At 46.4% G+C, this 26,460-nt stretch carries 25 protein-coding genes, 2 pseudogenes and 1 riboswitch; of the genes and pseudogenes, 6 read left to right on the forward strand and 21 right to left on the reverse strand.

The window, feature by feature from the left end; genetic code table 11:
* Positions 1–29 precede the first annotated feature (29 nt).
* The 3 genes and pseudogenes from argS to DXA20_RS03780 form a co-directional block, all read right to left on the reverse strand.
* Positions 30–1,794: pseudogene (argS, locus tag DXA20_RS18285) on the reverse strand (arginine--tRNA ligase).
* A 76-nt stretch (positions 1,795–1,870) separates the two neighbouring features.
* Complete coding sequence (gene aroA / locus DXA20_RS03775) at positions 1,871–3,163, reverse strand: 3-phosphoshikimate 1-carboxyvinyltransferase (protein WP_118559367.1); 1,293 nt, start codon at positions 3,161–3,163, stop codon at positions 1,871–1,873.
* Positions 3,164–3,189: 26 nt separating this feature from the next.
* Positions 3,190–4,083 (reverse strand): D-alanyl-D-alanine carboxypeptidase family protein, encoded by an 894-nt coding sequence (locus tag DXA20_RS03780; RefSeq protein WP_158577121.1) that lies wholly within the window; start codon positions 4,081–4,083, stop codon positions 3,190–3,192.
* A 144-nt stretch (positions 4,084–4,227) separates the two neighbouring features.
* Here DXA20_RS03780 and DXA20_RS03785 point away from each other — a divergent pair, with 144 nt between their 5' ends.
* Positions 4,228–5,286, forward strand: coding sequence for a CPBP family glutamic-type intramembrane protease (locus DXA20_RS03785; protein WP_158577122.1), 1,059 nt, complete (start codon positions 4,228–4,230; stop codon positions 5,284–5,286).
* A gap of 133 nt (positions 5,287–5,419) precedes the next feature.
* Here DXA20_RS03785 and DXA20_RS03790 read toward each other — a convergent pair whose 3' ends face one another.
* The 4 genes from DXA20_RS03790 to DXA20_RS03805 form a co-directional block, all read right to left on the reverse strand.
* Entirely contained in the window at positions 5,420–5,860 is a 441-nt protein-coding gene (locus DXA20_RS03790) for a regulatory protein RecX (protein ID WP_118559370.1), read from the reverse strand.
* Between the two features lie 110 nt (positions 5,861–5,970).
* Positions 5,971–7,071, reverse strand: a complete 1,101-nt coding sequence (recA, locus tag DXA20_RS03795) for a recombinase RecA (RefSeq protein ID WP_022305234.1) — start codon at positions 7,069–7,071, stop codon at positions 5,971–5,973.
* Positions 7,072–7,231: 160 nt separating this feature from the next.
* Positions 7,232–8,287, reverse strand: coding sequence for a hypothetical protein (locus tag DXA20_RS03800; RefSeq protein WP_118559371.1), 1,056 nt, complete (start codon positions 8,285–8,287; stop codon positions 7,232–7,234).
* Positions 8,284–8,940 carry a DUF1653 domain-containing protein gene (locus tag DXA20_RS03805; RefSeq protein WP_022305232.1) on the reverse strand — a complete coding sequence of 219 codons (657 nt, stop codon included), beginning with the start codon at positions 8,938–8,940 and terminating at the stop codon, positions 8,284–8,286. Before DXA20_RS03805 ends, DXA20_RS03800 begins: the two co-directional genes overlap by 4 nt.
* Positions 8,941–9,196: 256 nt before the next feature.
* On the opposite strand from DXA20_RS03805, the gene thiM reads away from it, so the two are divergent.
* From thiM to DXA20_RS03825, 4 genes are all read left to right on the forward strand, one after another.
* Entirely contained in the window at positions 9,197–10,036 is an 840-nt protein-coding gene (gene thiM, locus DXA20_RS03810) for a hydroxyethylthiazole kinase (protein ID WP_118559373.1), read from the forward strand.
* A gap of 73 nt (positions 10,037–10,109) precedes the next feature.
* On the forward strand, positions 10,110–10,754 hold the full coding sequence (gene thiE, locus DXA20_RS03815; RefSeq protein ID WP_118559374.1) for a thiamine phosphate synthase: 645 nt from the start codon (positions 10,110–10,112) through the stop codon (positions 10,752–10,754).
* Positions 10,751–10,987, forward strand: coding sequence for a hypothetical protein (locus tag DXA20_RS03820; protein WP_118559375.1), 237 nt, complete (start codon positions 10,751–10,753; stop codon positions 10,985–10,987). The genes thiE and DXA20_RS03820 overlap by 4 nt, the downstream gene beginning before the upstream one ends.
* Positions 10,984–11,385: an HAD family hydrolase gene (locus DXA20_RS03825; RefSeq protein ID WP_158577123.1), complete on the forward strand. Its 402-nt coding sequence runs from the start codon at positions 10,984–10,986 to the stop codon at positions 11,383–11,385. The genes DXA20_RS03820 and DXA20_RS03825 overlap by 4 nt, the downstream gene beginning before the upstream one ends.
* On the opposite strand, the gene thiD is transcribed toward DXA20_RS03825, so the two are convergent.
* The 6 genes from thiD to scfA form a co-directional block, all read right to left on the reverse strand.
* A complete protein-coding gene (thiD, locus tag DXA20_RS03830) occupies positions 11,328–12,206 on the reverse strand; it encodes a bifunctional hydroxymethylpyrimidine kinase/phosphomethylpyrimidine kinase (RefSeq protein WP_118559441.1) in 879 nt (292 codons plus the stop codon). The genes DXA20_RS03825 and thiD overlap by 58 nt on opposite strands.
* 1 nt (position 12,207) lies before the next feature.
* Positions 12,208–13,515 (reverse strand): phosphomethylpyrimidine synthase ThiC, encoded by a 1,308-nt coding sequence (gene thiC / locus DXA20_RS03835; protein ID WP_022305227.1) that lies wholly within the window; start codon positions 13,513–13,515, stop codon positions 12,208–12,210.
* 247 nt (positions 13,516–13,762) lie between these two features.
* A riboswitch (TPP riboswitch) is annotated at positions 13,763–13,865 on the reverse strand.
* 105 nt (positions 13,866–13,970) lie between these two features.
* The gene (locus tag DXA20_RS03840) at positions 13,971–14,801 is read right to left on the reverse strand and encodes a hypothetical protein (protein WP_118559442.1); all 831 of its coding nucleotides are present in this window, start codon (positions 14,799–14,801) and stop codon (positions 13,971–13,973) included.
* A 187-nt stretch (positions 14,802–14,988) separates the two neighbouring features.
* Positions 14,989–15,909: an exopolyphosphatase gene (locus DXA20_RS03845; protein ID WP_118559378.1), complete on the reverse strand. Its 921-nt coding sequence runs from the start codon at positions 15,907–15,909 to the stop codon at positions 14,989–14,991.
* Positions 15,910–16,083: 174 nt separating this feature from the next.
* Positions 16,084–17,457: a thioether cross-link-forming SCIFF peptide maturase gene (scfB, locus tag DXA20_RS03850; RefSeq protein WP_118559379.1), complete on the reverse strand. Its 1,374-nt coding sequence runs from the start codon at positions 17,455–17,457 to the stop codon at positions 16,084–16,086.
* 162 nt (positions 17,458–17,619) lie between these two features.
* Positions 17,620–17,772, reverse strand: coding sequence for a six-cysteine ranthipeptide SCIFF (gene scfA / locus DXA20_RS03855; protein ID WP_022305223.1), 153 nt, complete (start codon positions 17,770–17,772; stop codon positions 17,620–17,622).
* A 252-nt stretch (positions 17,773–18,024) separates the two neighbouring features.
* Between scfA and DXA20_RS03860 the strand changes: the two genes are divergently transcribed.
* Positions 18,025–18,234: an alpha/beta-type small acid-soluble spore protein gene (locus tag DXA20_RS03860; RefSeq protein ID WP_022305222.1), complete on the forward strand. Its 210-nt coding sequence runs from the start codon at positions 18,025–18,027 to the stop codon at positions 18,232–18,234.
* Between the two features lie 92 nt (positions 18,235–18,326).
* Here DXA20_RS03860 and DXA20_RS03865 read toward each other — a convergent pair whose 3' ends face one another.
* The 8 genes and pseudogenes from DXA20_RS03865 to DXA20_RS03900 form a co-directional block, all read right to left on the reverse strand.
* Positions 18,327–18,797 carry a DUF6465 family protein gene (locus DXA20_RS03865; RefSeq protein ID WP_022305221.1) on the reverse strand — a complete coding sequence of 157 codons (471 nt, stop codon included), beginning with the start codon at positions 18,795–18,797 and terminating at the stop codon, positions 18,327–18,329.
* 173 nt (positions 18,798–18,970) lie between these two features.
* Positions 18,971–19,324: a stage V sporulation protein AE gene (spoVAE, locus tag DXA20_RS03870; protein ID WP_022305220.1), complete on the reverse strand. Its 354-nt coding sequence runs from the start codon at positions 19,322–19,324 to the stop codon at positions 18,971–18,973.
* A gap of 70 nt (positions 19,325–19,394) precedes the next feature.
* The gene (gene spoVAD, locus DXA20_RS03875; protein ID WP_118559380.1) at positions 19,395–20,459 is read right to left on the reverse strand and encodes a stage V sporulation protein AD; all 1,065 of its coding nucleotides are present in this window, start codon (positions 20,457–20,459) and stop codon (positions 19,395–19,397) included.
* Between the two features lie 491 nt (positions 20,460–20,950).
* A complete protein-coding gene (locus DXA20_RS03880; RefSeq protein WP_118559381.1) occupies positions 20,951–21,460 on the reverse strand; it encodes a hypothetical protein in 510 nt (169 codons plus the stop codon).
* 77 nt (positions 21,461–21,537) lie between these two features.
* On the reverse strand, positions 21,538–23,505 hold the full coding sequence (locus DXA20_RS03885) for a beta-propeller domain-containing protein (RefSeq protein WP_158577124.1): 1,968 nt from the start codon (positions 23,503–23,505) through the stop codon (positions 21,538–21,540).
* 151 nt (positions 23,506–23,656) lie between these two features.
* Positions 23,657–24,401: pseudogene (locus DXA20_RS03890) on the reverse strand (histidine phosphatase family protein).
* A gap of 239 nt (positions 24,402–24,640) precedes the next feature.
* Positions 24,641–25,585 (reverse strand): transketolase family protein, encoded by a 945-nt coding sequence (locus DXA20_RS03895; protein WP_022305215.1) that lies wholly within the window; start codon positions 25,583–25,585, stop codon positions 24,641–24,643.
* Between the two features lie 12 nt (positions 25,586–25,597).
* On the reverse strand, positions 25,598–26,452 hold the full coding sequence (locus DXA20_RS03900) for a transketolase (protein ID WP_279222350.1): 855 nt from the start codon (positions 26,450–26,452) through the stop codon (positions 25,598–25,600).
* Positions 26,453–26,460: the final 8 nt, after the last annotated feature.

Genomic DNA, 26,460 nt, shown 5'->3' on the forward strand with positions numbered 1-26,460 from the left:
GTATTACCTATGCCTTTCTCACGAAAATATTACATTCTGTCCGGTGCTTCCAGCCCCAGCAGATCAATCGCCTGCTCCAATACACTTCCAACCAGTCTGCTCAGCACGATCCACGACTGTCTCTCCTGTACGTCCTCGTTTGCCAGGATCTTGTTCTCATGGTAGAACTTGTTGTATGCATCACAAAGCTCATATACAAACTGGCAGATCTTATGCGGTGCCTGCTCCTGATAAGCGGCACTGACCGTATCACTCCATTTGGACAGGGCAAGCATCACGTCGGTAACCGTCTTGTTCTGTGCCGGAAGGATCCTGGCATCCCCGTCTACGTTGATTCCCTGTGCCTCAATCTTTGCATTTAACGACTTTGTTCTGACGATCGTGTAAAGAATATATGGTCCTGTATTGCCCTCGAAGGATGTGAAACGATCCACATCAAAGACATAATCCTTGGATGCCTGATTGCTGAGATCACCATATTTGATCGCTGCAAGACCGATCTTAGCCGCAGCGTCGTTTAATACGTCCTCGTCCATGTCACGGTCCGCCATCTTCTCGCGCACCTCTGACTCAACATCGCTCAGAAGCTGTTCCAGGCGAAGCACTCCGCCGTCACGCGTCTTAAACGGCTTGCCGTCCTTGCCGTTCATCGTGCCGAAGCCGACAAAGATCAGATCAACATCATCCCCGATGATCTGTGTCTTTCTTGCGCAGCGGAATACCTGCTCGAAATACAGGGACTGACGCTTATCAACCACATAAATGATGCGGCTTGGATCAAACAGCTTTCTTCGTTCTACAATTGTAGCAAGATCTGTTGTATTGTATAAGGTCGCACCGTTTGACTTAAGGATCATACATGGTGGGATCTCCTTGGTATCGCTCTCTTCCTGCACGTCAACGACCAGAGCTCCCTGATCAATATGTGCATATCCGCCATCCTTCATATCCTGTACCATCTGCGGAATGTACGGCTGTGCATCAGACTCCTTCTTCCACAGGTCGAACTCTACGTTCAGGCGGGTGTAGATCTTACGGAGATCAGCGACAGATACATTGATAATATGCTGCCACAGTGCAGATAACCTCTTCTGCCTGCCTGCAGCTCTGCAGTTGCGGTCTGTGCTTCCTCCTTATAATCCTCATGCTCCTTGGAATAACCGCTGGCATACGGATAGATCTCCTCGAGATCAGACATCGTAAACGGCGGCTCTGTCGGATATTCTCCATCATAGTTCTCTTCAAAATAGACAAGCTCCGGCTGACGGTGCTTTAACTCTGTAATGATCAGACCGATCTGCAGTCCCCAGTCGCCAAGATGAACATCACCAACCACCTTATGACCAAGATAGCGTGCTGTTCTCTTGATACTCTCACCGATCACGGCAGAACGGAGATGCCCGACATGAAGCGGCTTTGCGACATTAGCTCCGCCATAATCGATCACGATCGTCTCCGGCTTGTCTGCTTTGTCGCAGCCAAACAGCTCGTCCTCGTTCATATGGTTGACAAAATCTGCGAGAAATGCATCGCTGACTGTCATATTGATAAAGCCCGGCATCTGTGCCACAATTTCCTTGAAGGTACTGCTGTCTTCCAGCTTCTCCACAACCTCATTGGCGATTTGGATCGGTGCCTTGTGATACTGCTTTGCCGCTGCAAGAGCGCCATTACACTGATACTGGCAAAGATCCGTCTGTTCGACAATGTTACCTTTGCATATTTCTGCTCATAACCAGCTTTCTCAAAAGCTGCACTAAGTTCTTCCTGTAATAATGTTATTATATTCTTCATGATCATCCTCTTTTCTGCGCACATGTTCTTCTCTGTCGTCCCCTCCCGGTGCGCTTTGGAAAGAACGCTTTATATATCAGCCGGTAATTTCATCAAGCAATTGAAAATAATTCTCGAAGGTCTTACGACAGCACATCGGGTCACGGATCACAATACCCTCTGTACGGACACCTGTCACGGCAAACGCCATTGCCACGCGGTGATCCTGATAGGTCTCTATCTCTGCCGGCTGAGGTTCATCCGGATAAATGGTAACTCCATCCTCACGCTCCTCAAAACGAACCCGCAGCCGCTCCATATTCTCACAGATTGCATGCAGCCTGTCACATTCCTGTCCACGGATATGTCCGACATTGCGAATGCACACCGGACTGTCCGCATATGGTGCAATCGCCGCAAGGGTCAATGTCTGATCCGAAAAATCGCTCATGTCCACATCCACACCATGCAGACTGCCCGGCTCCGGTCCTGTTAAGAACAGCTCTCCATCCCGCCAGTCCAGCCGGCATCCCATCTGTTCTAAAACACTCAGAAACTTCATATCACCCTGCAGGGAATCCTGCCGCATGTTCCTTACACAGCAGGTACTTCCCGTGATCGCCGCCATCGCATAGAAATAACAGGCGGCGGAAACATCCGGCTCCACTGTATAATTCTGCGCCCGATATCCCTTTCTGCCTTCCACTCTGTAGCAGCGTTCGGATTCCTGCTCGACACCTGCATGGCCAAACTGTTTCATCATCTGCTCTGTCATCCGTACATAAGACAAAGCACTTCTCTGTCCGGTCAGGTGGATCGTCATATCATCAAAGTGAGACGGTGCTGTCATCAGAAGTGCGCTTAAAAACTGGCTGCTCCTGTCAATATTTAAGGATAACTCTCCCCGCTCCTGCCGATGACCGATCCCGGTCACATAAACCGGAAACGTACCTTCATCGCACAGATAATGAACACCGGCTCCAAGCTCTGTGAGTGCATCAAAAAGCTCTTTCATCGGCCGTTTCTTCATCTGCGCGGAAGCATCCAGCCGAAACTTTCCCACCGTCATTGCTGTCATCGCTGTCAGGAATCTTGCCGCCGTTCCGGCACTTCCCACATAAATATTCGCATTGCTCCGCGGTACTCTTCCGCCCATTCCCTGCAATGCTACTCTGAGCGCCTTTTCATCTACCTCTACGGTAAAACCCAGATCACGCAGTGCCTGCAAAAACACATTCGAATCATCACTGAACAATACACCGTCCAAGATAGATCTTCCCTCAGCAAGTGCCGCGAGAAGCAGTGCTCTGTTGGTGATGCTTTTGGAACCCGGCACAGTGACCATCAGATTAGAGTGGTATGGTAATTTCTTTCCCTGATATGTCTGCATGTCAAATCTCCCCGATTATATAAAGATCACTGGATCCATAAAGGATCAATATGTAGCAAATGCGTAGTCAAGAAGCTCCTGATATCCTTATAGAGCTGTTTATGATCGCCCTTTCCATAAAAAGCACAGATCACAGTATTGCCCTTTTTGTCAACGGCTGTTGCCACAAGACAGTGTCCTGCTGCACGCGTCGTTCCTGTCTTACTGCCGATGATCTTATATTTCTTATTCTTGACCATCTTCTTGTAGTCACTATAAAATGCATTGGTACTCTCGATCACAAATGATTTCTTAACACCAACCGGCTGTACACGGTACTTATGCTTTGCTACGATTCTTTTGATCACAGGATTCTCCATGGCCGCCTTCGACACTTTGATAAAATCAGCTGCCGTCGTATAGGTTCCGTAATATCCGCTCCCCTTGTCCAGCCCGATCGGATTGTCAAAATGGCTGTGCATCATGCCAAGAGCCTTCGCCTTCTCATTCATCCACACCACGAAATCCTTCTGACTTCCTGCAGTTCCCTGTGCGAGAGCCACTGCAGAGCCTGCATCAGATACGATCAAAAGCATATGAAGATACTGCTCTACCGTATAGGTTCTGCCCGTCTTCAAGTTCAATGCAGAAGCATCGGACGGAACCATTCTGCGGATCTTTTTGGTATATTTGATCTCTTCATCTGTTCCTGAATACTCCAAAACCGTCAATGCAGTCAGCAGCTTTACTGTGCTTGCCGGATATATCCTTTTGTTCGCATTACTCGACAAAATCTTTTTGCCACTTCCGGCATCGATCATGTAATATGCATGCGACGTTGTCTTGGGTTTTGCTGCTGCCTGTGCTTTTGCTGTCGGGACAATTGTTGTCAGCATCGACAGAACAAGCAGGAATACGATACACTTTCTTGTATTCTTCATCTCCATCCTCATTTCCGTACATATCTCTAATGCACTTTTTCTTCCTTTTTGATCCTAGCCAAATATTATAACACATAATTTTCATTTACGCTATCCGTCAAATGTGATACATTATTCTATAACACAGAAAGGATGGGTGATCATATGTCAAACCCTATAGACGGACTTCTCACAAAAGAGCAGACAGATCTGATATTCGAAAATATGAGCGATGGTGTCCTGATGGTCAACGAAGACGGTATCATTACATATATGAATTCAGCCTGTGCCAAGCTCCTTCATGTCTCTGCGCCGGATGTGATCCGCAGCTCCTTTACGGATCTGTTCCTGCAGAACAAGAAGAACCGCGCATTCAATAAGCTGTTCAAAAACAGTATGGAAAAGGGACAGCTCACCGATAAAACAACCGTGAAATATACTCCCACAGATGCAAAGGACAGCTCCTATCTGACCATCGATATCAGCCTGATGCAGCAGGAAAATACCTCAATCCGGCGAAAGGAACCATTTCAGGGAATGATCGTTCTGATCGAAGATGTCACAGACAGCCAGCTTCTTCAGCAGCATGACCATGACTGTGCCTATATCTTTGCCGGTCTGATCCTTTGTATCAGTATATATCTGGCAGCCTGGAGCTTCTGTCGCTTCACCCTGCACATTCCGCTGACAACACACGACTATACTCTGATGATCGAGGTCATCACCTTTGTGCTGTTTCTTGAAATTGCATTTTGTACGAGCTTTTCCTTAAGGGAGATCGGTCTAATTCCAAACATCTCCCGATTCCGTACCAACCTCAAAGAGACACTTACCACCGGCATGATCTCCTGTCTGGTGATCATCCTTGCAAAGCTTATCCTGTCGCTTGCCGGCATAAAGATCAAGGGCTACTTTATCGGTGGCTCTCTGCAAGGTGCATACATTTATATCTTCACTGCATTTATTCAGGAATTTCTCGCCCGCGGAGTGATCCAGAAGAGCGTAAAATCCCTGCTGCATGTAAAATACCAGAAGCAGCTCAGCATCTTCCTGACCTCGCTGTTGTTCTCCCTGATGCATCTGCCCTTTGGTTTCTATTTCATGCTGGGTGCATTCCTGTTAAGCCTTGCACTTGGTGCAATCTTTGAACGGCAGAAGGATATCTGGGGCTGTGCACTGCTCCACTGGGGCTGCGGTTATCTTGCGATGTGTCTGTTCTTCTGACAGGAGCCGGTACAAGCAGATCGGAACACTCCGGGTTTCCTATATATTTAAAACAAACGGACCAAAGAAAATTCATTCTCTTCGGTCCGTTTATTTTATTCCATCGCCGTCATCAACTGCGGCGGCTTTCTGCTTACATGTCCAACGCCTTCTTGATATCTCCAAGTCGAAAGCCCTTCCGGTATAACTTCCCGGCAATCTTCTGCTTCTCCTCATAAGAAAACTCAGTCTCTCCATGCGTGAGCTTGCGCAGCGCTGTCTGCAACGCAGCGTCATCATTCTCACATACGTTCTCTATCGCCAGATCAATATACTCCTCCGGCACATGGCGCTGATACAGATCCTGCCGCAGCCTCTGTCTGCTCCGCTGTTCATGATGGAACTCTACAAAATGAACGGCATATCTGTAATCATCCAGATAATGAAACGACTTGACATACTCGATTGCCTCTTCAATGGCTCCCTCGGAAAATCCCTTCAACGACAGCTTGTCACGAAGCTGCCACTCGGTCCGATCCATATACTTCAAAAGAGACATCGCCTTCTTCTTGGCTTCTAATGATTCGTCCTGCATTAATACGCTCCGTCCTTATCGTGCTTTCACGGCTTCACCCCGGACTCGGCAGCGCTGTCCGGTCTGACTCCCCTCATTGCCTTCCCTTAAGATAATCTGTCCTGTCAGACTTACTTTCCCTTCGGTGCGCCAGCCTTATCCTGTGCGTCTGCCGGTGCGGCATCATTCTGCTCTGCCACTGCATCCGCATCCTCTGAGCCATCTGCGGACGGGATTCTCTTAGCGCGAACCTTGTCCTCGACTTCCTTCATGATATCCGGATGCTCCTTTAAGAACTGCTTTGCATTCTCACGACCCTGACCGATCTTATTCCCATTGTATGCATACCATGCACCACTCTTATTGATAATATTGTCATTGGCAGCCAGATCAAGAATATCTCCCTCTCTGGAAATGCCAATGCCATAGACAAGATCCACCTCAGCCTCACGGAATGGAGGTGCTACCTTATTCTTAACAACCTTGATCTTAGCTCGGTTTCCAATAGCCTCTCCGTCCTTCTTGATCACCTCACCACGACGTACCTCCAGGCGAACAGAAGAATAATACTTGAGCGCCCGTCCACCGGTTGTCGTCTCCGGATTACCAAACATCACACCGACCTTCTCACGGAGCTGGTTGATAAAGATAACGGTACAGCTTGTCTTACCAATGATACCGGTCAGCTTACGAAGAGCCTGTGACATCAGTCGCGCCTGCAGACCCACATGGGAATCGCCCATATCTCCCTCGATCTCAGCCTTCGGTACAAGTGCCGCCACAGAGTCAACAATAATAATGTCGATCGCCCCGGAACGAACCATCGTCTCCGTGATCTCCAGAGCCTGTTCTCCATTGTCCGGCTGGGATATGTATAAATTGTCAATGTCAACGCCGATCCGCTTCGCATAGACAGGATCCAGCGCATGCTCCGCATCAATAAATCCGGCGATACCGCCAAGCTTCTGCACCTCTGCTACAATATGAAGTGCTACCGTGGTCTTACCACCTCCCTCAGGACCGTAGATCTCCACAATTCTTCCCTTCGGAATACCTCCTACTCCAAGTGCAAGATCCAGCCCCAGAGAACCTGTCGGGAATGTCTCCACGTTCATATGGGTATTGTCACCGAGCTTCATCACCGAGCCCTTGCCGTATGCCTTCTCGATCTGTGCAACAGCAGACTCCAGTGCCTTTCGTTTATTCTCATCGATCTTAATTTCCTTTGCCATAATCTTCCTCACTTTCTTACGAACAAGTGTTCTTATTCATTAAGCATAAACTATTTTCGGACTGCTGTCAACAGTAAATATTTCAGGTGGTCAAATCTTATCATAATTTTATGCCCGCTACAATTATTTTTACAGTTTCCTTATATTTTTCATAAAATTTTTAGTTATGCTTCATAACATACTTCTGCGTATATTTCGTCACATACTCCTGCGTGATCAGATGATAGTTGTTCATCGCATTCAGCGTCCTGAAAAACTGATCTCTGGTGACCGGTGCCTCCACAAGCTCCTCCAGTACACTTTCCATTTTCTGACGGTACTCCTCCAACGTATAAACATTATTCTTGCATAAAATGCCATAACGATAGATATCTTTAAAATATTCATCAAACCGTCCGGAGGTATTCACCGCATCATCCACAAGAAACGGTGCTCTTGTCAGAATACTGAAAATCCCCTTCATAGAGGTATTGGTAAATGAAATTCCCGGATGGATCGTAAACAGATTCTTCACATATACGATATGTCCGTTTTTTGTATTTTGCTTATATTCCGGCAGATACGGCTTATATACGCCCGTCATGAAACCGGAATATTGAAATGCCAGATAATCCTGTTCGGGATCTGCCGGCATATTTTTATGATAATGCACGCCCTTAATATCATTAAAAGGAATCTTAAACTCTCTGGCACTGCGGTCCATGATCAGAAGATGCAGATAATGATCCGTCCGCCAGACGATTGCCGGTGCCTGTTGTATTTTCTCCGCCGGATAAGAATCGACCATCGCAAACACATGCTTCTGCTTCACCTGATGCTCTTTGACAAGTTTTTTAAACTTACGCGCATTAAAGGAAGATAAGTACTGAAGCTTTTCCTTCTCCTGTTCCTTTTGCTTCTTCTCCTCTTCCTTTTCGCGGTCTTCCTGTCCCTCCTGCATTTCGCCGGATGCATCCAATCCTTCGACTCCTTTAGCAGACAGCTTCTCCCTGCGCCTGCGGTCGCTGCGCTCAATCTCGGTCAGTGAGGCTGACTGTGATGTCACAAATGCCGACAGCGCGCAGACAAAGGCTCCCGTTCCGAACGCAAAGGATCCAAGCACTGCCGCAAGTACGCCAAACAAAACCGCAGCAAGTCCCATGATAACGATCGACCACAAAAATACTCTTGCTTTGGCACTGCCATAAAACATCGTATGCAGAATCTTATTCATCATCGCCGCAGTCTTCCCCCCTCATACTTCTCATATGTCTCCAGACAATGAAGAAGCGTATCATAGTGCTCCTGTGAAGATCCTTCCTCCAGCACAATATCAAGTGCCGCCGCCAGATTATTCAGATAAAGCTCATTGATATAATCACGCATACCGGTAAGGATCTGCCGTTTCTCGCGGTATGTCTCCGCATCCAGAAGTGCAAGGAAACCTCTCCTTGCAATCTCCTCCTCCGGCATTCTCCCGGTCAGCCTTTTCTCTCCCTGATCATTGATCAGAATTTCCCGTAATTCTTCATCGCTGACCGGTTCTGCCATCATTTCCTTTCTACTGCTTTCCTGCAATTGTCCGGAATCGGTCTGTCCGTTTTCCGGGACAGATTTATTTTGTGACCGGAGCACACTACCACCGTCTTCCTTCTGAAAACGTACCTCCACAAAACGATACTCCTGCGCCGCCTCCGGATAACGCGTTCTGTCAAGCCTGTCTGTAAACATGGACAATGGTCTTACCCATGTCTCAAACGGCGGATACATCGCCTGATACACCACCATTTCCTCTCCGCTCTCCGAATGCTTTGCAATCGTGCGTACCTGATATATATTCCCTTTAAAATGCCGATAAAATGCTCCCGGCACCGGTCTGTTCTGATTCATCGCTTTCCCCTCCTGTCTTCTCTCATTATAGGATGTTTTGCAATGATTATCAATTTCTTTTTGCTGTCTGCATCCTGCCACAAACACACGCACATATGCTTGACTTTTTCGATCGCTATGATATACTGGACTCAGATTTTGTCGAACGGCAGAAGAAGGGGCATACCACCGCGGGTATGATTCTTTTTCTGTCGTTTTTTTATCAGAATACAAGCAGCGCAGTCCTTTTACTGCCGCATCAGAAAGGAAACATATTATGAATATTACAGAACAGGCAAAAGAAATCTTTGACAACATCAAAACAGTTGCTCCGGTTGTACACAATATTTCCAACTACATCACCGCAACCGACTGCGCCAATATGACGCTGGCATGCGGCGGCTCTCCAACTATGGCAGATGATCCGGATGAAGTTGCCGATATCTCCGCAGGCTGCAACGGCTGCGTGATCAACATGGGTAACACCGGCGGATTTCTGGAGGAGTCCATGCTGCGTATGGGACGCAAGAACAACGAAATCGAGCATCCTGTCATTTTTGATCCGGTTGGAGCCGGAGCCGCACACCGCCGCAACGCCGTTCTGGAAAATCTGATGAACAGCATCCGTTTCACCGTAATCCGCGGCAATATCTCCGAGATCAAATATGTTGGTGACAAGAGTTCCCACGCCAAGGGCGTAGATGCTGCCAATGAGGATCTTGCAAACGAGGATAACATTTATGAGATTGCAGAATACGCCAAAAAGATCAGTGCCATCACCTGCTCTGTGATCGCCATCAGCGGTCCGATCGATGTTGTTGCCAACGCAGACACTGCTTATCTGATCCGCAATGGTCATCCTATGATGTCACGCATTACCGGTACCGGCTGCATGCTGACCAGTGCGATCGGTGTCTTTGTATCCGCCAACCCTTATAAGGCTCTCGAGGCTACTGCAACAGCAATTGCCGCTTACGGCTATGCCGGTGAGCTTGCCTACGAAAAAACTGTCCGGACAGAAGGCGGCACCGGTTCTTTGCGCACCTTCCTCATCGATTATATGAGCAGCATGGACTACGAAACCTTCTTAAAGGGAGCTAAGATCGAGCGCGTATAACACTGATACAATCCGTGGCATCGTCGAATTCAAAACATCCTATCATAAATTCAGATAACAAAAGGAGATAAAAATGTCATATCCATTAAGAAATGATGCACTTACCTTATATGCGATCACTGATCGTTACTGGTTAAACGGCAGACGTCTTGCCGATGTTGTTGAAAACGTTCTCAAAAACGGAGCAACGTTTCTGCAGCTTCGCGAAAAAGAATTTTCCCATGAAGAAATGGTACAGGAAGCAATGGAGATCAAAGAGATTGCTGCCAGATATCAGGTTCCGTTTGTCATCAACGATGATATTTACGCCGCCAAAGAAATTGATGCCGATGGCGTCCACATTGGTCAGAGCGATATGGAATATCAGAAAGCCAGACAAATCCTCGGACCGGATAAGATCATCGGTATTTCCGCCGCCACACTCGAGGAAGCGGTTGCCGCCGAGAAGGCAGGTGCAGACTATATCGGCGTCGGTGCCGTATTCCCAACCGATACGAAGGCAGATCATACCCCGGTTACCTTAGAGGCGCTGAAACAGATCACCGATGCCGTTTCCATCCCTGTTGTCGCTATTGGCGGAATCAATGCCGATAATCTGACAAAGCTTGCCGGAACAGGCATTGACGGCATCTCTGTGATCTCTGCCATCTTCGGTCAGCCGGATCCCGGAATCGCCACGAAAGAACTGCTCGCACGCACAAAGGAGATACTCTCATGAATACCATAAAAGAAGCCGGACTTTATATTTTCGACATGGATGGGACGCTTCTTGATTCCATGGGAGAATGGACACACCTTGGACGCAGCTTTCTGCTGTCCAGGCAGATCCAGCCTCCTGAGAATCTGGAGGACATCATCGAAACAATGACAATGGATGAATCCGCTGCCTATTTCCGGACACTCGGCGTCTCCGGAGACATTGCTCGATCAATCATGATGTCATGCAATTGATCCATGATTCTTACCGGCTACGGATTCCATTAAAACCCGGGGTACTTTCTTTACTGAAAGATCTATCCACCAAAAAGGACAGTATCCTCTGCGTCCTGACAACCTCAGAGCGCGACTGCGCTGAGAATGCCTTTCGACGTCTTGGAATACTGTCCTATTTTAAGGACATACATACCAGCTTTGAAATCGGTCTCGGTAAACGCACCGGCGATATTTACAAGTATGTATGTGATCTTTATCAGGTACCACCTTCGAATACGGTTGTCTTCGAGGATGCTCCTTATGCCATCCATGCTGCCAAAGAAGCCGGATGTTATGTTTATGCTGTTCCGGAGGAAACCTACCGCGCAGACTGGGAGGACTGTGTAAACACAGCCGATGATGTATTCCAGCCATGATCAAGCGGTCCGTTTCCATGACCCAGTTCAAGTCCTGTGGACATGGCACCGCGCACATATTCCTTGGCACGTCCCACGGATTCTTCCAATGAGTAACCAAGCGCAAGTCCGCTTGCGATCGCAGAGGACAGGGTGCAACCGGTCCCGTGTGTATTGCTGCATTCAATGCGCTCTGCCGGAAACCATACCGGTTCACCCACATATAACAGATCATCCGCTGCCTGCTGCATATGACCGCCCTTTAAGAGTACCTGACAGCTATATCGCTGCCACAGCTTCTTCGCCGCAGCTTCCATGTCGAAGACGGTTGTGATGCAGTTCTCCGGTACCGGTTCACTGCTCTGTAAATGTTCCTCTTCAGTCTGGATCGTCCCTGCAAGAATCGCCTGTATCTCCGGAATGTTGGGCGTCACAAGCTCAGCCATCGGAAACAGTCGTTCCAGCATCAAACGTTCCCCTTCCGGCTCCAGAAGACATCGTCCGCTTGTCGATACCATGACCGGATCTAATACAATATGGGAGGGCTGATATTCTTCAAGCAGATCAGCCACCGCCTCCACAGCTTCTGCGGTAGAAAGCATGCCGATCTTAACGGCATCCGGCTTAATATCCTTAAGCACCGCTTCCAACTGCAGACGAATCATTTCGCCGGTTACACTCTGCACGCCGGTCACACCGCATGTGTTTTGTGCCGTCACTGCCGTGATCACACTCATACCGTATACACCAAATGCAGACATTGTCTTTAAATCTGCCTGTATTCCGGCGCCTCCACTTGAATCCGAACCGGCAATTGTCAATACAACCGATAATTTTTTCATCTTATTCATCGAAAATTGATACAATCTCCCCGTCCAAAATCTTGTTCATATTCTTTACTGCACAGAAGTTACCACACATAGAGCAGGTATCCTCCTTCTCCGGAGCTGCCTCGGCACGGTATCTTCTCGCCTTCTCCGGATCAATCGAAAGCTCAAAGGTCTTCTCCCAGTCAAGGGCGCGGCGGGCTGCTGCCATCTCATCATCCCAGTCTCTTGCACCCGGAAGTCCCTTCGCAATATCAGCGGCATGCGCTGCGATCTTGGAAGCAATGATTCCTTCCTTTACATCGTTCAGATCCGGCAAACGCAGGTGCTCAGCCGGTGTTACATAGCACAGGAAGGATGCGCCATAAGTTGCTGCGATTGCCCCACCGATTGCAGAAGTAATATGATCATAGCCCGGTGCAATATCCGTAACGAGAGGTCCAAGTACATAAAATGGTGCTCCCTTACAGATTGTCTTCTGAATCTCCATATTCGCTTTGATCTGATCAAGCGGCATATGACCCGGTCCCTCGATCATAACCTGAACATCCTTTTCCCAGGCACGTCTTGTCAGCTCACCAAGTGTGATCAGCTCCTGAATCTGGGAAACATCGGATGCATCCTTCAAACAGCCCGGACGACATGCATCACCAAGACTCATCGTAACATCATATTCTCTGCAGATATCCAGCACTTCATCATAATACTCGTAGAATGGATTCTCATTACCGGTCATCTCCATCCATGCATAAATGATGGAACCACCACGGGATACGATGTTCATCAGACGTTTATCCTGACGGAAATGACGTGCTGTTTCCTTATTGACGCCACAGTGGATCGTCATGAAATCAACGCCGTCCTCCGCATGCATTCTGACAATGTCGAGCCACTCCTTCGCGGTGATCTCCTTTAATGCCTTGTGATAATATACGACTGCATCATAAATCGGTACGGTACCGATCGTTGCCGGACACTCTGCCGTCAGCTTGCGGCGAAACTTCTGTGTATCTCCGCTGGAGCTTAAGTCCATGATCGCCTCTGCTCCCATATCAACGGCACTCTTTACCTTTTCCATCTCCATGTCAAGATCAGTCCAGTCACGGGATGTTCCAAGATTGACATTGATCTTTGTGCGAAGCGCACTTCCGATTCCGTTCGGTTCAAGTACCTTGTGGTTCTTATTCGCCGGGATGATTGCCTGCCCCTTTGCGATCAGGTCACGAAGTACCTCCACATCCATTTTCTCTTTGGCAGCAACCTTCTCCATTTCCGGAGTGATGATATTCTTCCTTGCTGCATCCATCTGTGTTGTGTAATCCATAATCTACCTCACTTCTTCCTTTTTAACTGACTCAGACTTTGCGCACTCAGTATATAACTGTGGTCATAAAAATATTATGGTGCACGTTTTAATTTTTAATAATAGCTGTGCGAAGTTTGAGTAACTCATAATAAAATAAACATACGCCCGGGAGCATTTTCGTATATCGCGGATGACACATTTCTATACAAAAAGTGCTCCGGATATATTCATCTGAAGCACTGTAATTTGTAAGAATATGATGTTATACAAAGCAAATCTATCTTCCTACGCCGGAATTATCCGAATCAGGTTCATGGGTCGGACATCTTTCGTCCCTCTCAGCCGTAACAGCTCCCCAGACAAATTATCTCTTTTAGTATAGTGAGGGTCACGCTGTCTGTCAAGCATACAAAAGAAGAATCCATTCATTTACAATTTATCAATTTCATGTACACCTGCACAAAATTGCAAAATTATAACAGCTGAAATCCCACAATTCCGATAATACAGACAATTCCACCCAGCACACTGAGAAGATCGTGCTCCTCTTCTTTTCTGGCAATGCCCCAGAAGAAAAGCACCACAAGGATCATCGGCTGGATGAAGGAATAATTAGCAAGGCTTACCGCGATCACGGCATTCTCGCCAAGCAAACCTGCAACATTCGGAATCTTGGTCAGAACGACAAACAGACCACCGTTTCTCTTTTCCTTAAAGAGCCGAACCGGATGTACCACCGGTAAAAGGATCAGAGCAAGAAGGATCAATGCAAAATAAAGACACATTGTTGAGGATATGTACGGCTCTGCCGCTGCGATCACAAAACCATAGCCGTATTTCGCCGCCAGATAGACAATGAGCGGAAGAATAATTTTCCCATAATGAATGGTCTTTCTGCCCGCCTGTGCGATCAGTATAAGGCCGACTACCGTCACTGCAATAAATGCAAGACGCACCCACGAAAACACCTGTGTCTTCATGGCAATGTCCGTAAAATAGGACGCAAACAGGCAAATTCCAAGCCATGCCTTTAATTCAAACGCCGACATATCCCGAAGGATCAGTGCTGACATCTGAAACTCCAGCATCTTGGAAGCGGTCAACAGAAGGATCGCTGCCACTGCCGGCAGCCCCCACACAACGTGCGTATCAACAAACGGCAACGTAATTGTCATAAATACCGCAGTTGCTGCTGCCATCAGGAATGTCAGTTCATTACCATTAAATTTAATCTTGGCAACTGCATATTTATCACTCAGCGAGCAGATCGTGTAGCACAAAACTACCATTAACATTAATAACATAATATTCCGATATTCCTTTCTCAGCCCGCAGCCGTACTCCACAGGCGTAGTGTCTTCATTCCTGTTTCGTCAGTAACAGGAAAACAGAGACAAACTTTTCGATTGCCGGAAAATCTGTCCCTGCTTTTATCTTGTGATGTTGAGGGAAAAATATTTGCCCCCTGCAGCATCTTATTCCGCTATATTATTACTGATTCGACATTGCAATCAGCTCCTGCAGCATCTTCGGAAGCTCCGTCTCCATGTTCTCATCGGAGAACTGGCAGGTTCCTACTGCCTTATGACCACCACCGCCGTACTTGAGCATCAGGCTTCCGACATTGACCTTAGAGGTCTTATTCAAAATGCTGTAGCCAACTGCTGCAGAACATCCTGCACCGCCCTTTCCGTTTACGATCCAGCAGGAAATATTCTGTTCCGGATACATGCTGTAGATCATAAAACGGTTACCGGAATAGATCGGATCAACACCGCGAAGATCAGATATGATCACATTGCCCTCGACGTGTGTATGTGCCTTGACCATTTCCTGAAACTTCTCGGACTGCTCATGATAAATCTCAATACGTTCCACCACATCCGGCAGTGCCAGGATCTGATCCGTAGTCATTGTCCGGCAGGCATCGATCAGTTCTTCCATTAACTGATAGTTCGGAATCCGGAAATTACGCCAGCGCCCAAGACCGGTACGTGGATCCATAATAAATCCGATCAGGATCCATCCGGTCGGATGAAGGATCTCATCAATCGTCAGATTGGCGGAGTCTACCTTGTCCACCGCCTCCATCATCTCATCAAACTGTGGAAACTTCTCCTTGCCGCCATAATATTCATAAATAATTCTGGCACAGGATGGAGTCAGACGACTCTCTCCTTTATATTTGCCGGCTAACTGCTGTCTCTCATGCTCGCTGGAATGGTGGTCAAACCAAAGACCACAGCCCTCCACATAAGGAACATTTGCCAGACAGTCATCCTCCGTAACCTCAATCAGACCATCCTGCAGATCCTTCGGATGTGCAAACTTCCAATGATCAATGATCCCGGCTTCCTTTAACAGTGCCGCACATGCTAACCCATCAAAATCAGATCTGGTTACTAACCTCATGATAATACCTCCATTCCTTTGTTAACCCACATATACACTGCGGTGATCCATTCTCTCGTAACTCACCTGTATACACCGCAGCAAACGACTTCTTTCATGCAGCCACCAATGCTGCCTCTTCTCTATTATACTATGCCACGGCAAACACGGCAACATCATTGTACGTTGATCGGCTTATGCATTCGCCTTTTCTAACATCTCACAAACCTTGATCAGAATTGCACTTTCCAGACGCTTTCTCTGAATCTTGCAGGACATCTCATGAACCTTATGAATGTCTCCATTATAAATATAGTTGTTTGCATTACAGCCACCGCTGCAGTAAAACTTTGCCCAGCACTTCTGGCAGGATAGCTTGGAATAAACATGTGCCCCCGCAAATTCCTTCTTGATCTCCTCATTGAAGGTGCCTTCCTCAATATTACCCATGCAGTATTCCTCATGTCCGACAAACTGATGGCATGGATAAATATCTCCATCCGGGGTGATGGAAACATACTCGTTACCACTGCCGCAGCCACGCAGACGTTTGATCACACACGGTCCCTGCTCCAGATCGATCATGAAATGGAAGAAATTCAGGAATCCACCGTTCTTCTTAAGTTCCATCAGACGGTCTGCCAGCTTATCATACTCCTCGCAGATACGATCCAGATCTTCCTCCGTGATCGCATACTCCACTTTCGGATCCTCCACAACCGGCTCCACCGAGATCTGATCAAAGCCCTGCTCATACAGATGGAATACATCCTCGGAAAAATCCAGATTGTACTTTGTATATGTTCCACGGACATACCATTCCTTATCGCCACGCTTCTCCACAAGTTTTTTAAAATTCCTGACGATGCGATCATAGCTTCCTGTTCCGTCTGCACGCACACGCATCCGGTCATTGACTTCCTTTCGTCCATCGATGGAAAGAACAACATTATACATTTCCTTGTTGATGAAATCAATCGCATCATCATCCAGAAGCATACCATTTGTTGTGATCGTAAAACGGAAATGCTTACCGTATTCCTTCTCCTTGCTTCTGGCGTAAGCTACGGTCTGCTTTACTACATCGAAATTCATCAGCGGCTCACCACCGAAGAAATCAAGCTCGAGATTCTCTCTTCCCACAGACTTCTCCAAAAGAAAATCAATGGCTGCCTTAGCGGTTTCCAGAGGCATCAGCTTACGTCCCGTACCAAAATCTCCCGTGGATGCAAAGCAATACTTGCAGCGCAGATTACAGTCATGGGAAATATGAAGGCACATTGCCTTGATCGGCGAATTGATCGCTGTTTCGGCATAGACAGCATACGGATCTCCGCTGAAAAGCACTTTGTCATGGTAAAGCTCTAAAATCTCTCCATAGCACTCCTCAACCTGCTCCCTTGTATACTTGTCTGCCAGCGCTTTCACTGCCTCTTCCGGACATTCCTCTGCCAGCGGTTCCTCCAGATGATCCAGCAGATCATAAGTAAGATCATCCACCAGATGTACTCCACCGCTGTTTACATCCAATACAATATTTAAATCCTTTGCTTTAAATTTATGAATCATAATTATCCTTTCTTAATTCAGATCACCCACACCAGATATGTCAGCGCATCGAGCCTGTGTGATCCGATACATTACCCGTGGGAAATTTGAAACTGTAACATGTAAATAGCTGCTGCAATAATAAATTGCAGCAGCTATCTGCTTTCAGCGCAATCACAACAATTATTTGTCGTCATCCTCTCTTGCACACTTCTGGTTTCCTACCGTACAAGATGTCTTACATGCAGACTGGCAAGATGCCTGACACTTACCACAGCCGCCCTTCTTAGCGGACTCACTTAAGTTTGCCTTGTTTAATGTCTGAATATGCTTCATGATATCCTCCATCCTTTCATAAGTTCTAAACATAATTATTTATATTATTGTATCACATTTCTCACAAATTTCAACCTTCTGGTCAAATTTTCCTCAAAAAGCAGGAAGAAACTGGCAAAATATTTTACCTGCAATTGCAAATAATAGAAATCAGGATAAGCAAAACAAAAGCCTATCCCGCCGAAAAAGATATGAATCTGCTGCGGCAGAATGAAATCAATCGGCAAAACCAATATCAAGGAGGTAGAAAAAATGACAAACAGTCAGAGTTCAAAAATGGAAGTTCCACAGGCAAAAGAAGCTATGGACAAGTTCAAGATGGAGGTTGCCAGTGAGTTAGGAGTACCACTTAAGAACGGTGGTTACAACGGAGATCTGACATCCGCACAGAACGGTTCCGTTGGTGGCGAGATGGTTCGTCAGATGATCAAGCGTCAGGAAGAATCTATGGCAGGTAAATAATCAATCATCTGTCAACACAAATATTTTCCATGGGTTGACATGGAAAAAGGGCTGAGAATGATCTCAGCCCTTTTGATATATCGCAAAAATTCTTACAGCTCGATATACTTACCTTCACCATTGTCTCCGTTGATGACATAATATGCCTTGCCTTCCTCAGAGTTGATGTAAACCTTCAGATCCTTGATACGTCCGACCTGATGACCCTCGTTCTTGTAAGCCTGCTCGATCAGAGAAACAACCTGGCCGGCCTCAACCTGCTTGCCATCGAACTCGAAGTAAACTTCCTGAACGCGTGGCTCAGCCTTCTTAGCTGCAGGCTTTCTTCCACGTTTCTTAGGCTCTGCCTTCTTAGCTGCAGGAGCTTTCTTTGGTGCCTCTGCCTTCTTAGTCTCAGTCTTCTTTGGTGCTTCTGTCTTCTTAACTGTATCTGCTGTCTTAGCTGCAGGAGCGGCTGCCTCTGTCTTCTTAGCTGCTGCTACGGTTGCGGCTGCTGCTGTTACTGCTGCGTTTGTCTTAACTGCGGTCTCTTTTTTTGCGGTAGTATTTTTCTTATCTGCCATAATACTTCTCCCTTTCATAACTAAAGAAAAAAATTAACGATTCATCTACGATAAGAAGTTTATAGCGTTTTACGAAAAGTTTCAACCCTTTTTTCAATTTTTGTTACTATTGTATAATTATTTTAATTTTGTAACAAAAAATTATAAATATTGCCTTGTTTTTCCAGTGCTTTTTATTTCATTTTCGGTTTAAAAATCAACGATCCGATATACCCAAAAATCATTGCACCGGAAACGCCAACCGAACATGCCGTAAAACCGCCTTTAAATAATCCGATAAAACCTTCCTGATCAATCGCTTCTTTCATACCGCGAAATAAAACATTTCCAAAACCAAGAAGCGGAACCGTTGCTCCGGCACCTGCCCATTTTTCGAAAGGCTCGTACCAGCCAAGCGCTCCGAGTATGACACCGGTGCAGACGAGCAATACCATGATCCTTCCCGGCAAAAGCTTTGTATTGTCCATTAAAATTTGTACAATGACACAGATAAGTCCACCCACAATAAATGCCCAAACATAATTCATATTTTTCGGTTCTCCTTTTTTCAAATTTTATTGCATAATTTTTCAAAAAACGCTACGTTTCTTTTTCTTATTATCTGTCATTTTCTCCGGCACTTTCCAGGATAACTGCATGCGCAATTCCCGGTACACTTTTTCCTTCATTAAAACTTACCGGTGACAAAAGTGCTCCGGTCGGAACAAACAAAACACGCTTCCATTCCTGATTTTTTAACTTCTGCAGAATATAGCCGGTCAGCATGACCGCGCTGCAGCCACAGCCGCTTCCACCGGACTGTACATTCTGGTCATCCCGATAAATTTCAATGCCACAGTCGATATATCTGTCCGCAATGTCATACCCCTTTGCCTGCAGAATATCCAGCAGGATCTGTCTTCCAACTTCTCCCAGATCACCTGTGATGATCTGATCATAGTCCTCCGGCTTTCGCTGAAAATCATTCAGATTCGCTGCGATCACGTCAGCCGCAGCCGGTGCCATACAGGCTCCCATATTCATACTGTCCTTGACACCATAATCTACGATCTTACCGGTGGTAACGCCGCGTACCTGTACGATTTTTTGGACATCTGTTTTGCGGGACAGTTTCTTCTTCGTATCAAACTGCGAGGATAGAACAACTGCCCCGCTTCCCGTCACAGTCCAGGTTGCCGCCTGCGGACGCTGGTTGCCATACCCCAGCGGAAAACGAAACTGCTTTTCTGCACTGGCAAAATGGCTGGACGTAAGTGCCACGACACGATCCGCAAAACCGCCGTCCACTAACATCGATCCGATTGCCAGTGATTCCCCCATCGTCGAGCACGCACCATACACACCAAAGATCGGGATGTCCAGATTCATCAGACCAAACGAGGATGCAATGAGCTGTCCGAGCAGATCGCCCGCCACAACATAGCGGATATCCTTTTTCTTTAAGCCGCATTTTTCGATTGCCATCTCCGCTGCAATCTGCTGAAAGCGTTCTTCCGCTTCCTCCCATGTCTCCTGTCCCGCCATCGGATCCTTTATGACATGATCAAAATATTTTCCGTAGGGTCCCTGTGCTTCTTTTTCTCCAACAACAGACGCCGCCCCTACGATCAGGGGCGGACAGTCAAATTCTACGCTTTGTTTTCCGATTTCTTTTTTTGCCATCCGGCACCTCCTTTTCCGCACAAAATGTGCATACCTTTTATGCCTATTTTTTCCAATGAAGGTACCGATTATTCATAATAATCTCACGAAACTTTCCACAGCAATGAAACGAAATCGCTCATAATATTTCTTATGTCCAATTACTGATAATAGAATTTTGCCTGCCAAAGAACTTGAAAATCCGTGAGCTATGACAAAAAAATTGTCTTGTCACTAACGGATTTCGAAAAGTCTAATTGCTTTGCTGCTTTGATTTTTGATAAACGCATCCTACCGTACTCGCCCCGAGGTGGGCTCAGTCGTGCGGATGCGCATTTATCAAAGCATTGCAAAGCAAAGACTTTTCAGAAATCCTACTGATCTGCGTCAATTTTTTGTCATAGTTCACGGATTAATCTGTTTTACGAGGCAAAATTATTATTTGTTTTCAGGACATAAGAAATATTATGAACCTACATTAACATTTCGTGAGGAAAGTTTTCGTAACATGATTATGAATCCTGTGAATTTTTTGGAAATGTTTTTTCATTTTTGCCGGTATATTTGATAAATAATTTCTGAAGTTTGAGGGCATATTTTTTGTCGAGATAATAACTTTTTATGTCGTCGCCGTCTACGGCTCCCCAGGTGAAAAGTCCTGTTTTATCGTCCTGATAATCGGACCAGTACAGAATGTTTTTTGTGTCGTTGTCCCAGCGAAACAGTATCTGTGTATCCCACAATCCAAGATCCTCCGGCGAATATTTTGGATCTTTTTCTTTTTGATAAATTCTTGTTTTTTGCAGAATATGAAATAACTGAACCTTGTCCTGAAAAGACAGGTTTTTTAATTTCTTGCCGGAATAATTTCCCTGCGCCAGCGAAACCTCCGGTATCTGAAATACCGAATACATTTTCATCGTTCCAAGAATGGAACGAGAAGTCTGCTGTCTTGTGACCACAAAGATCACAAGGCAGAAGACCACGATCACTGCAGCAAACATGATTTTTCTTTTCTTCATAGTTTCCCCCTTTTCCAGGCAACCTGCTACCGTTACCATAGCGAACTGATTTTACTTAAAAATTTAAGATTTCTTCTTTATAGATACGGAACGATCACCATATCACTGACACCTGCATGACCATACGGAATAATATAAAACCACGATCCGATCCGCATGCCAACCATTCCACTGCTTCCTGTTTTAACCTCGTAGTCCCCGATTGATTCGAGCTTACCTTCTCTGCTGTAACGATATAATACATAGGTATTCCGGTATGCCTTCTCTTCCGGGTCGTCCAGATATTTCTCATCGTAGGTCATTCCCCCAAAACCGACGATACTGTTGTCCCCATCAATAAATACACCCTTGTAATCATACTCTACATTGCTGTTCTCCATATCTTCGATGAGCTTTTCATCAAAAATATGCAGATTTTCATTGTCCGAAATATCGTACAGTGCTATCTTAATATGTTGATTCTGCGTATCGTCTGTTGTCCCGATTCCGAGAAGAAGATTGTCTTTGACCGGATGAAGATACGTAGAAAAGCCCGGCATTTTCAGTTCGTCCATCACCTTTAGCTCCTTTGGATCAGAAAAGTCAATACTGATGAGAGGATCCGTCTGCTGATAGGACACCACATATCCGACATCCTCCAGAAGACGGACGGCTTTGACATCTTCGTTTTCTGCAATATTGCCGCATTTCGAGATCATTTCTAATGCATCGTCAAAAACGTAGGCACAGATCTCTGTGTTACTGACATAGTTTTGCCCGGACTCATAGCCCTCCTCCCCCTTTGCATCCTGCTCATACGCATAATGGATAATCTCTGTCACCACATACAGCATGTCTTTTCTTTCCTGAATGGCAAAACTGTTTGCAAAGGATCCCGGCATTACCACCGTCTTATTTTCAACCAGTTTTCCCCCGTCCAGTTTAAACCTAAGTATCCTGCTGCTGTCATTTTTTTCCTGTTGGGCGATATCTGCATAAAGAGTCGTGGAAAGATACAGATTATTCTCTGTCATATATACGCCCGCGTACAGACCAATCACTGCTTTTGTATTGATCTTTTTCACGTCCTTTTGCAGCTTCCATGTGCTGACCATGGTGTATGCATTCCCCTGTGCATCTTCCGGCAGAATAATATTGTCGGTTTCCAGAAATTTTCCGTCCAGCCACGGAACATAACGTTCCTTATTCTTCTCCTTCATCGCAGTCACCGGAACGTCCCAATTCTGTGTCACCAGATACAAAACACCCTGATATTCCCGCAGAGTATTGTAACTGCCATTCTGCAAAATATGGCGCAGTTCCTTTGGATGTCTGATATCGGAAATGTCATAGAAATAAACGGCTGTTTTAACATCCCACTTCACCGTTCCCTGAAGCTCCTCTTCTCCGGCAAGTCCATGAAGCTCCTCTGCCACAACAAGTATATCCTGATAAACATACAATGCTGCCGTCCGGTATGACAACCATTTTGCATCAGAAGATAAACCTGTGGATCCATTTTCGTTCTTTGGAATCGGCAGCTTAAACTTCAATATCTCCTTTGTCTGTTTCCCCTCCGGCTTCAGAATATGAATACACGGCGGATCACCCCAGTCATTCTCCGTCTCCTTCTGTACCAGCTCATAGATATATTGTCCGTCCGTAATGATCGCATCTGCTTCCCCGACTCCTGTTTCCCGCTGGTTGATCGAAACATATGTCTGCACATTGCTGTCGACAGAAGCAGTTGCATATTGCACATCCCCGCCGGAAGTATTCTCTCCTCCCATCTTTGCGTTCATTGCATCACTGTCTTTTAAAACAATTTTATCCTGCTTCTCAAGCAGTCCCATATAATATTGATAAATCTGCCGGTAGCTGTCCACATGCGTGATACTGTTGGTATAGCAGCCATCCGTTCCTCCCAGAAAGATCCGGCACAATAATACTGCAAGCACGAACCACACACAGCCTCCGGCAATCCGTGCCGGTTTCTTCCAGTGACGTTTGCGAAGCGTCACCTTCCTCATTCTGAGTCCGATCAGCCGTTCCGTTCCATTCATCATAAGCGGCTCCCTTCTGCCGCTTCCCCTGCGGCACATAAAATAAACAATTTGTTTCCCATTTTCGGAATTCCTATTTATCTGTGTCGCCTCAGCTCAAAATGTTGCATGAAATAAATTTTTTTAATATAGTTATCACCGGATTGGATGTGGGTTAGTCGTGGCGCTCATCGGTGTGGTCATAGCACTCACAGAATCTGGCTGCGAAGGCAGGTGGTTCGTCTGCCACATACAGGTGTGAGGTATCTCCGAAGGCTGTCATACGGAAGGAGGCAATGCCCCGGGCGGCGTTCTTCGGTGTAGAGTGTTGTAACGGAGGTTGGTGCTGCACAGAGCCCATGCCACAGCACCATCGGTGAGATACCAAGAAGATGACTTAGAAGCACGCATTCCAGTCCGAAGTGACAGAACAGGACAATGGTGTCATCATTGGCATTCTCCGCACGATAGATCTGTCCCTCGCGGCGATAGCCATGACGCTCAAGCAGCTTGTCAAATTCTCCGATGACCCAGTCATACTCCGCCCTGATATCACCATGTTCCGTTGTCCCTTCTTTCAGAAGTGTATGGTCACTCCATGCATCCTTATCATAAAAGGAAGAAACCTTCGTCCAGTCCTCCGGAAGCCAGTCCCACAATATCGCCCTGTCGCCCACGTCCGGTCGTTTGATCCAGGCATCAAATTCCCGCATCCACGTCATCTCTTCCGCTTCCCGTCCCAGCCGTTTCAGCGTGAAAGATGCGGTATCCTTTGCTCTTCCAAGTGGAGAAACATAAAATTTTGCAATGTCCAGCTTACAAAGGCGGTCTGCTAAAAGCTCTGCCTCCTTCCAGCCCTTTGGGGTCAGCGAATCAATGCTGTAATCCGGATCTCCATGTCGTACGATCATCAGTCTCATATTATATCAGTCACCTTTCCTATTTTATTAATGCAAAGCATGCCTGCCAATTTCTACTTCCAATGCTTCTTATATGTGAGGGATCTGACACGCCTTGCGCGTTGCCGTACCATTATCGAAAATTTTCTATATACCAGAAATGGGATCTGTACCATTTTCAGTACAGACCCCATAAAATAACATATCATTTCTAAGCAGCTTTTGCTTTCTGCCGCCAGTCAAAGACGTCGAAACAGACCTTACTCCGCTACAAATGCCTTTACCTTTGCGTAAATGCTGTCTGCATCAAGACCATACTTCTTGATCAGTTCAAGAGCAGGACCGGACTCACCGAATGTGTCGTTCACACCGATCTTCATTACCTTTGTCGGTGCCTTTGCAGACAGGCAGTCACATACTGCACTGCCAAGACCACCGATCACGGAATGTTCCTCAACGGTAACAACCTTACCGGTTTCTTGGGCTGCTGCCACAACCAGATCCTCATCCAGAGGCTTGATCGTATGAATGTTGATCACCTTTGCGGAGATGCCGTCTGCTGCAAGCTTCTCTGCAGCCTCAAGGCTCTCTCCAACCTCAAGTCCGGTAGCGATGATCGTCACATCGGTACCCTCGCGGAGTACAACACCCTTACCAATCTCAAACTTGTAATCCGGTCTGTCATTGATCACCGGCACTGCCAGACGACCAAAACGGATATATACAGGACCTTCATGATCCAGCGCCGCCTTTACAGCAGCCTTAGCTTCTACATCATCCGAAGGATTCATAACGATCATCCCCGGAATCGTGCGCATCAGCGCAAGATCCTCACAGCACTGATGGGTTGCTCCATCCTCGCCGACAGAGATACCTGCATGAGTTGCTCCAATTTTTACGTTGAGATGTGGATATGCGATAGAATTACGAACCTGCTCAAAAGCACGTCCTGCTGCAAACATTGCAAAGGAACTTACAAACGGGATCTTTCCTGTCGTAGCAAGTCCTGCTGCAATACCCATCATATCACATTCTGCAATACCACAATCTATATGTCTGTCCGGATATGCTTTCTTAAAGATTGCAGTCTTGGTCGCTGCTGCCAGATCGGCATCCAGTACGACAAGATTTGGATACTCCTCTGCATATTCCTTCAACGCATTTCCGTAGCTTTCTCTTGTTGCTATTTTCTTTACGTCAGCCATGTTCATCCTCCTTTACTTTAAGCTCTCACCGATTTTGTCCAGATCAGCCATTGCCTGTGCATACTGCTCATCATTCGGAGCAGAGCCATGCCATCCTGCCTGATTCTCCATGAAGCTTACGCCCTTGCCCTTGATACTCTTTGCAATAATTGCGGTTGGCATTCCCTTGGTAGATTTCGCCTTCCGGAATGCATCTGCAATCTGATCAAAGTCATGGGCATCAATCTCGATCACATTAAAATTAAATGCCTTGAACTTGTCTGCGATCGGATATGGTGAACATACATCTGCAATATCTCCATCAATCTGAAGTCCGTTGTTATCAACGATCACAACGAGATTATCTAACTTACGGGCACCTGCAAACATTGCAGCTTCCCAGACCTGTCCCTCCTGGATCTCGCCGTCACCAAGAAGTGCATATGTTCGGTAATCTTTGCTGTCCAATTTTGCGGACAGTGCCATACCAACTGCTGCAGAGATTCCCTGTCCCAGAGAACCGCTTGACATATCAACACCCGGGATATGCTTCATATCCGGATGACCCTGCAGATAAGATCCCACATGACGAAGTGTCTTCAGATCCTCCTTCGGGAAATAGCCTTTCTCTGCCAGTGTTGCATAAAGTGCCGGTGCGATGTGTCCCTTGGAAAGAACAAAACGATCACGGTCTGCTTTCTTCGGATCCTTTGGATCTACATTCATCTCTTCAAAATAAAGATATGTTAAAATGTCTGCTGCGGAAAGAGATCCACCCGGATGACCGGACTTTGCACTGTGCACTGCTGTCACAATGCCTTTACGAATCTCATTTGCAGTTTTCTTTAATGCTAATGTATCCATTTTCATTTCCTTTCTGTCTTTGATCTTATGAT

The organism is Roseburia sp. AM59-24XD, assembly GCF_003478445.1.
In the GTDB taxonomy this organism is placed as follows: domain Bacteria; phylum Bacillota; class Clostridia; order Lachnospirales; family Lachnospiraceae; genus Jutongia.